The organism is Frankia sp. CcMO1, from assembly GCF_977945845.1.
Window position 1 is genome coordinate 1 of sequence record NZ_CDWTMG010000248.1, and the last position, 6,926, is coordinate 6,926.

Genomic DNA, 6,926 nt, shown 5'->3' on the forward strand with positions numbered 1-6,926 from the left:
GCAGCGGGGAGCGTCCGGCAGTCGGCGGCGCGCCGCGGCGGGCCGGGAACGCGCCGGACGCGTCCGCATCCGGCCGGCGTGCCACTGCTCGACGTCGACGCGATGCTCGACACGGAACGAATCGTGGTCTGCTGTGGCTCGGGTGGGGTCGGCAAGACGACCATGGCCGCGGCGCTCGCGCTGCGGGCGGCCGAGCGCGGGCGCAACGTCGTCGTCCTGACGATCGACCCGGCGCGGCGACTCGCCCAGGCCCTGGGCCTGACCGCGCTCGACAACACCCCACGCGAGGTGGCCGGTGCCGCCGGTGGTCGCCTCGACGCGATGATGCTGGACATGAAGCGGACGTTCGACGAGATCGTCCTGGCGCACAGCACCCCCGAGCGGGCCGAGGCCCTCCTTGCCAACCCCTTCTACCAGTCGCTGTCGTCCTCCTTCGCCGGCACCCAGGAATACATGGCGATGGAGAAGCTCGGCCAGCTCGACGCCACCGGCATGTGGGATCTGATCGTGGTCGACACGCCCCCGACCCGGTCGGCACTGGACTTCCTCGATGCTCCGACGAGGCTCGGGGCCTTCCTCGACGGAAGGCTGCTACGACTGTTGCTCGCGCCGGCGAAGGCCGGCGGGCGGGCGTACGTGAAGGTGCTCGGCGCCGGCCTCGGCATGTTCACTCGAGTCCTCACCAAGGTGCTCGGCGCCCAACTGCTGACCGACGTCAGCCAGTTCGTGGCGGCACTGGAGACGATGTTCGGTGGCTTCCGGGCGAGGGCGGAGGAGACCTACCGCCTGCTCGGCGATCCCGGCACCTCGTTCATCGTGGTCGCCGCGCCCGAGGCCGCGGCGCTACGGGAGGCGTCCTACTTCGTCGATCGGCTCGACGCGGAGGGGATGCCCCTCGCCGGACTGGTCGTGAACCGGATGCACCACAGCGATGCCGAGGCGCTCAACGTCGAGCGCAGCCTCGCCGCCGCCGAGAACCTCGAGGAGCACGGGGAGCATCCGCTTGCCGCCGCGGTGCTGCGCATCCACGCCGATCGGGTCCGGCTAGCGAGCCGGGAGGCGCGGCTGCGGGAGCGGTTCACCAGCGCCCATCCCGACACCCCGATGGTGGAGGTGGAGGCGTTGTCGGAAGACGTGCACGATCTCGTCGGACTGCGGGAGATCGGCGATGCGCTCGCGCGTGACGAACGGCTGGATCGGACCGCTTGATCAGCTTGATCATCCTGATCGGCGAGCCCCGGTTCATCCGGGCGAGAGAACGCGGTTGACAGCGGATGTGTGTGATCCCGGACCGGGACGACGTTGTCCTCGGGCGGGGATAGCCGGCGAAGGATCCGATCGGCCTTGGGGGACTGGTCGGACCACCGCTGAATCAGCCGGCGGAGGCCGATCTGTGATCGGCCTGGGCGTCCGTGAGCAGCTTCCGCCAGGACGTGACGTCCGGGCGGCGACGTAGCAGCGCGCGACGCTCCCGTTCGGTCATGCCCCCCCAGACGCCGAACTCGACGTGGTTGTCGAGAGCGTCCGCGAGGCACTCGGTGCGGACGGCGCAGCCGAAGCACCGGGTCTTCACCCGGTTCTGGGCGGCGCCCTGGACGAACAGCTCATCCGGGTCGAGGTCGCGACAGGCGGCGTGGGCCGTCCAGTCGCCGTCGACGGTGGAACCCACGAGATGGGTCGTGTTGGCACGGCGTGGCGTGCTGACGGTGGGGGTCAGGCTTCTGGTCATGCCACCTGCCTTTCTTCTCGAGTCCGGGTCAGGGGCCCGTGCGGGTGGTGACGTGGCGTTGCCCCGAAACCGTACGGAGTGGCGTGGCCACGGCACAGACCCCACACGGGTGGTTGTCCAAATGACTAGTCCGGGCCATTGATCCGGATCGCCATGGTAGTGCTGTCTGTGACTTCCGCATGTCTGTTGCGTGACAATGAGGTATCGGCTCGGAGGTGGTGCGGGTTCTTCATCGCTTCGTTTCCGTTTTGACGAGATTGCCCCACTGTGGGACAGAAATCACGATGACGCCTAAAAGTAGAGGTGTGGAGCGTGGACGGCGGGGCAGCCGGTGTGGAGGTTGTCACGGTCCTCCGGGGCGCGCCCGGGACCGGCAGGGTCGCCGGCCGGGGCTGGAACTGCGACGTCCCAGCTCACGGCATTATCGGCTGCGATGGGCCGCCGCCTTGCGGTGTTCGTGGAAATCGGGGCGGCGGGGGTGGCGCTTGTTGATCGAATGTTGGCCCGTATGCTCCGACGGGTGGCCCAGCCTGGCTGGACGGAGGTCCCTGGATGACCGCGCCCCCTGGGCACCCCACGCCCGGTCGTGGGCGGTTCGAGGATTCCGCCCGCGATCGTGTACCGGGGCGCCGGTACGAGCCTGACGAACTCCGCTTCGGCGACGTCGACCAGCCCGCGCCTCGTCCCATCGCATCATCGGCCCGCCGGCTGGGGTTCGTGGCCACGCGGCTGCTCGGCGCCGGTGTGATCAGCGTGGTGGCGGGCGTGCTCGTCGGCATGCTGGCCCTGCCGGTGGTGGGGGCGGCCGGACTGACCGTCAAGGGCGGCGCGGACGACTTCCTCGACCTGCCGGCCAACCTGGCTGTCCCCCCGCTGGCCCAGGCGTCGCGCGTCCTCGACGCGCGGGGGAACGTCCTCGCCGTGCTGCGCGGGGAGCAGGACCGCGAGGTCGTGTCCCTGGGCCGCGTTCCGCCGGTGATGCGTCAGGCGATCATCGACATCGAGGATTCCCGGTTCTACGAGCACGACGGGCTGGATTACAAGAGTCTCGTCCGGGCGTATCTCACCAACCGGGAGAACGGCGAGGTCACCCAGGGCGGCTCGACCCTGACCCAGCAGTACGTCAAGAACGTTCTTCTGATGTCCGCGACGACGGCCGAGGCGAAGGAGGCCGCGACCGAGCAGACCGTCCAGCGCAAGCTTCGGGAAGCGCGTTATGCGCTGTACCTCGAAGCCCATCTGAGTAAGGACGAGATCCTCGAGCGTTATCTCAACATCGCCTACTTCGGCGATGGCGCGTACGGCGTCCAGGTAGCCGCGCAGCACTACTTCAACGTCGACGTCGACAAGCTCACCCTGCCGCAGGCGGCGCTGCTGGCCGGCCTGGTGAAAAACCCGACCGCCTTCAACCCGGTGATGCATCCGCAGGCGGCGCGGGAACGGCGCAACGTGGTCCTCGACCGCATGTTCGAACTTCATCACATCGACGCGGCGGCCTTTCACCAGGCGCACGACGGCGAGGTGGTGCTCAACCGGCCGCCCCACTCGGCCGATCCCTGCGCCGACTCGGTCGCGCCGTTCTTCTGCGCCCTCGTGCGCCAGCGGCTGCTGAACGACAGATCCTTCGCCCCGACGGAGGAGGACGCGCGCAGACTGCTGTTCGAGGGCGGCCTCACGATCAGAACGACGCTGGACCCGGTGGCGCAACAGGCGGCGCAGTCGGCCGCGACCGAGGTCATCCCGATCGGGAACCGGGTGGCGGCGAGCGTCGCGATGGTGCAGCCGAACACCGGCCAGGTGCTCGCCCTGGCGATCAACCGGGTCTACGGCCCGGCGGCGGACGGACAGCCCGCCGCTCTGTCCACGGACTTCGTCCACACCAAGGAGATCTATCCCGTCGACGAGGACTCGTTCTCCTCGGGATCGACCTACAAGGTGTTCACTCTGATCTCCGCGCTCGAATCGGGACTACCGCTTTCCACGACGCTGCACGCCCCCCTCTGCTACCACTCGAACGTCTTCCCGAACCCGGATCCCCAGGGCAAGAACTGCTACGGCAACGCCGACTCCAGCGAGGACGGTTTCTACTCGTTGACGACCGCCACCTGGTCATCGGTCAACACCTACTACATCCAGCTCGCCGAGAAGCTGGGCGTGCTGAAGACGGCCGAGGTGGCCCGTCGCATGGGCGTCACCTCGTGCCGGATCCGGCAGCACAACAACAACGATCCCGAATGCAGGGGGGTGGACGGGATCGGCCGGGTTGACGGCTCCTCCACCCTCGGATCCAACGAGATCAGCACCCTCGATCTGGCGATCGCCTACGCGACGTTGGCCGCGCGGGGCAGGAAGTGCGACGCGCGGACCGTGCTCGCGATCACCCAGCGGGTGGGCGGGACGGACCGGCCGCTTCCCTTCGACACCGGCGCTCCCTGCCAGCAGGTGCTCGACCCGAAGATTGCGGACAAGGTCAGCGCCGTGCTGCAGGGGGTCATCAACCACGGGACGGCCAGCGGGAACGGGCAGATCGGCCGGCCGGCCGCCGGCAAGACCGGCACCGCGGAGGGGTTCAGCACCGCCTCCTTCGCGGGTTACATCCCCCAGCTCGCCGCGGCCGTGACCCTCGCGGACCCGCGCGGACCGACGTCGCATCCCCTGATCAATGTGAAGGGTCGCAACGTCTTCGGTGGCGGATATCCCGCCCAGGTGTGGTCCCGCACGATGATCCGGACGATCGCCGGCCTCGGGCTACCGGTCGAACCGCTGCCGACCCCGGACAACACCCAGCCCAAGGTGCCGACGAAGGTACTGCCGGACGTGGTCGGGCAGCCGCAGCAGGTCGCCGAGCAGACGCTCGTCCAGCTGGGCTTCCATGTCAGGTCGCAGCCGGTCCCGCATCCGGCGCCTCCCGGCACCGTCGTGGCGATGTCGCCCGCCCCAGGCAGTGAGGTCTCGCTCAACACCGAGGTCACCCTGCAGATCTCCGGGGGGCTGACCGGCACGGCCGTCCTGCCGGGTGGATCGGCGCTACCCGGCTTCGGAACGCTCGCCCAGCCGAATGACGGCCGACCGGCCGGGGGCGGCCAGCCGGGCACGGACCTGCGTCGGCAGCTGAACGCTTCAGGCGGCTCGGGGCCGTTGGCCCGGGAGGACGGCAGGGGTGGCCGGGGCCAGGGCGAGAGCCGGCTGCGCTGACCGGCTCACGCGGGCCGCGCGGCTCGCTCAGCCGCCCGCCAACCGGGCCTTCACGAGTGCGGCGACCCGGCCGCCGTCGGCCCGGCCGGCGACCGCGGCCTGCACGGACTTCATGGCGGGACCGATCGCTCGTGGACCGCTGACATCCAGACCCGCGAGTACCTGGTCGATGATCGTGGCCAGTTCGTCGTCGCCGAGCTGCTTCGGCAGATATTCCTCGATCACCTCGCCCTCGGCCCGCTCGCGGTCCGCCTGGTCGCCGCGACCGGCCGCGGTGTAGGCGTCGGCCGCCTCCCGGCGCTTCTTCACCTCGCGGGTCAGGACCTTCGAAACCTCCGTGTCGTCGAGGACCCGCGCGGAGCTGCCGGCCACCTCCGCATCCTTCACCGCGGCCAGGGCCAGCCGCAGGGTGGACGTCCGCAGCTCGTCACGGGACTTCATCGCGACGGTCAGATCGGCGCGCAGACGTTCCTTGAGGGTGCTCATAACCACCGGAGCCTATGGTCTGCGGGCACGGTGGTCACGCCGGTTCCGTCGGCGGGGCACCCGGTGGCGTGCGGCGTGGTGGCGCGCGGAACCGGGCCGGGTGGCGGCAGGTCACCGTCCGCGGTGGGTGAGACTGGGACGATGAACGCGCGTCACACAGCGGCGAGGACTCTCGTGGGTGTCGCGGCCGCGGGGGCGCTCGTGTCGGCCTACGGCGGGTTGTACGAGCGCACGGCGTACACCCTGCGGAGGGTGCGGATCCCGGTGCTGCCGGCCGGCGCGCGCCCCCTGCGCGTGCTGCACATCTCCGACCTGCACGTCACCCCCCGTCAGCATGGCAAGCTCGCCTGGTTGGGGGACTTGGCCCGGCTCGTCCCCGACCTGGTCGCCCTGACTGGTGACGTGCTGTCCGCGGCCGACGCCCGGGATCCCCTGCTCGCCGCGCTGGAGTCGCTCTACTCGTTCCCCGGGGTCTTCGTACCGGGGAACAACGACTACTTCGTCCCGGCCCTGAAGAGCCCGCACCGCTACCTCCGGCGGGGCGACGAGGCCGAGCCCAAGGGCGCTCCGCTGGACTGGGCGGCCTTCGCCGGTGGTCTCGCCGCCGCCAGCGGGTGGACCGAGCTGACCAACGTGCGGGCGGTCATCGAGGTCGACGGTCGCCGGATCGACCTGCGTGGCGTGGACGACGCCCGGCTGCGCCGCGACCGGCTCGCGGTCGTGACCGGCCCCCCGGAGCCCGGCGTCGAGCTCGCGTTGGGACTGTCCCACACACCGGAACCGCGGGTCCTCGACGCGTTCACGGCGGACGGGGTGGGGCTCACCCTTTCGGGGCACACGCACGGGGGCCAGATCCGGCTGCCCCGAGTCGGGGCGCTCGTGACCAACTGCGGGCTGGACCGGGCTCGGGTTCGCGGACTGTCCCGTCACGAGGTCGACGGGCGGTCGTCCTGGCTGCACGTGTCGCCCGGGCTGGGCACGTCCCCGTTCGCGCCGCTGCGCCTTGGCTGCCGGCCGGAGGCGACCCTGCTCACCCTGGTGCCGGCCGGGCTGCCGGCCGGCGACCCCACCCCGTCGGACCACTGAGCCCGTCGGGTATGCTTCATCTCGGTCACGGGGTGTGGCGCAGCTTGGTAGCGCGCTTCGTTCGGGACGAAGAGGTCGTGGGTTCGAATCCCGCCACCCCGACCAGATGACGCGTCGCACCCCGTCTCCCCGGCAGGGAGGCGGGGTTCCTGCCGCCCGGGGGGGGATCGGCCGCTTCTGAGCGTCCTACCCGATTACCCGTCCACCCCACGGCCGCTCTCCCTTACCCGCACATCCTCCTCGGCCGCGAGCACTGAGCCGGCAGCTAGGCGCCGGCAGGGCACCGATCGGCCTGCCGTCTTCGGCCGATTGCTGCCCTGCCGCGTTGCGCGGCTTGCATTCGCCGAAATCCCCCCCAGACGGTGGACGCAACCAGTCCGATCAGGCCACTCAGGATAGGGATCAGTGCAGTCGACCGTAATAACGAGGG

Annotated in this window: 5 protein-coding genes and 1 tRNA gene; 4 read left to right on the forward strand and 2 right to left on the reverse strand. The window is 70.3% G+C overall.

The genetic code is table 11. The annotated features are described in order from the left end of the window. The coding region (gene bagB / locus AC08OU_RS20820) for an ATPase BagB (RefSeq protein ID WP_476605612.1) at positions 1–1,209 on the forward strand (1,209 nt) is incomplete at its 5' end. Positions 1,210–1,372: 163 nt separating this feature from the next. On the opposite strand, the gene AC08OU_RS20825 is transcribed toward bagB, so the two are convergent. After that, a complete protein-coding gene (locus tag AC08OU_RS20825; RefSeq protein WP_462185921.1) occupies positions 1,373–1,729 on the reverse strand; it encodes a WhiB family transcriptional regulator in 357 nt (118 codons plus the stop codon). Between the two features lie 552 nt (positions 1,730–2,281). On the opposite strand from AC08OU_RS20825, the gene AC08OU_RS20830 reads away from it, so the two are divergent. Continuing rightward, positions 2,282–4,924, forward strand: a complete 2,643-nt coding sequence (locus AC08OU_RS20830) for a penicillin-binding protein (RefSeq protein ID WP_476602048.1) — start codon at positions 2,282–2,284, stop codon at positions 4,922–4,924. Between the two features lie 27 nt (positions 4,925–4,951). On the opposite strand, the gene AC08OU_RS20835 is transcribed toward AC08OU_RS20830, so the two are convergent. Beyond that, entirely contained in the window at positions 4,952–5,410 is a 459-nt protein-coding gene (locus tag AC08OU_RS20835) for a GatB/YqeY domain-containing protein (RefSeq protein WP_476591545.1), read from the reverse strand. Between the two features lie 141 nt (positions 5,411–5,551). Between AC08OU_RS20835 and AC08OU_RS20840 the strand changes: the two genes are divergently transcribed. Then, positions 5,552–6,496, forward strand: coding sequence for a metallophosphoesterase (locus AC08OU_RS20840; RefSeq protein ID WP_476602049.1), 945 nt, complete (start codon positions 5,552–5,554; stop codon positions 6,494–6,496). A 28-nt stretch (positions 6,497–6,524) separates the two neighbouring features. Further along, a tRNA-Pro gene (locus AC08OU_RS20845) sits at positions 6,525–6,601 on the forward strand. The last annotated feature ends 325 nt before the right edge of the window (positions 6,602–6,926 follow it).

Coding starts and splice junctions, on each gene's coding strand:
- AC08OU_RS20835 (WP_476591545.1), bottom strand. CDS start 5,410: ATGAGCACCCTCAAGGAACGTCTGCGCGCCGATCTGACCGTCGCGATG.
- AC08OU_RS20825 (WP_462185921.1), bottom strand. CDS start 1,729: ATGACCAGAAGCCTGACCCCCACCGTCAGCACGCCACGCCGTGCCAAC.
- AC08OU_RS20830 (WP_476602048.1), top strand. CDS start 2,282: ATGACCGCGCCCCCTGGGCACCCCACGCCCGGTCGTGGGCGGTTCGAG.
- AC08OU_RS20840 (WP_476602049.1), top strand. CDS start 5,552: ATGAACGCGCGTCACACAGCGGCGAGGACTCTCGTGGGTGTCGCGGCC.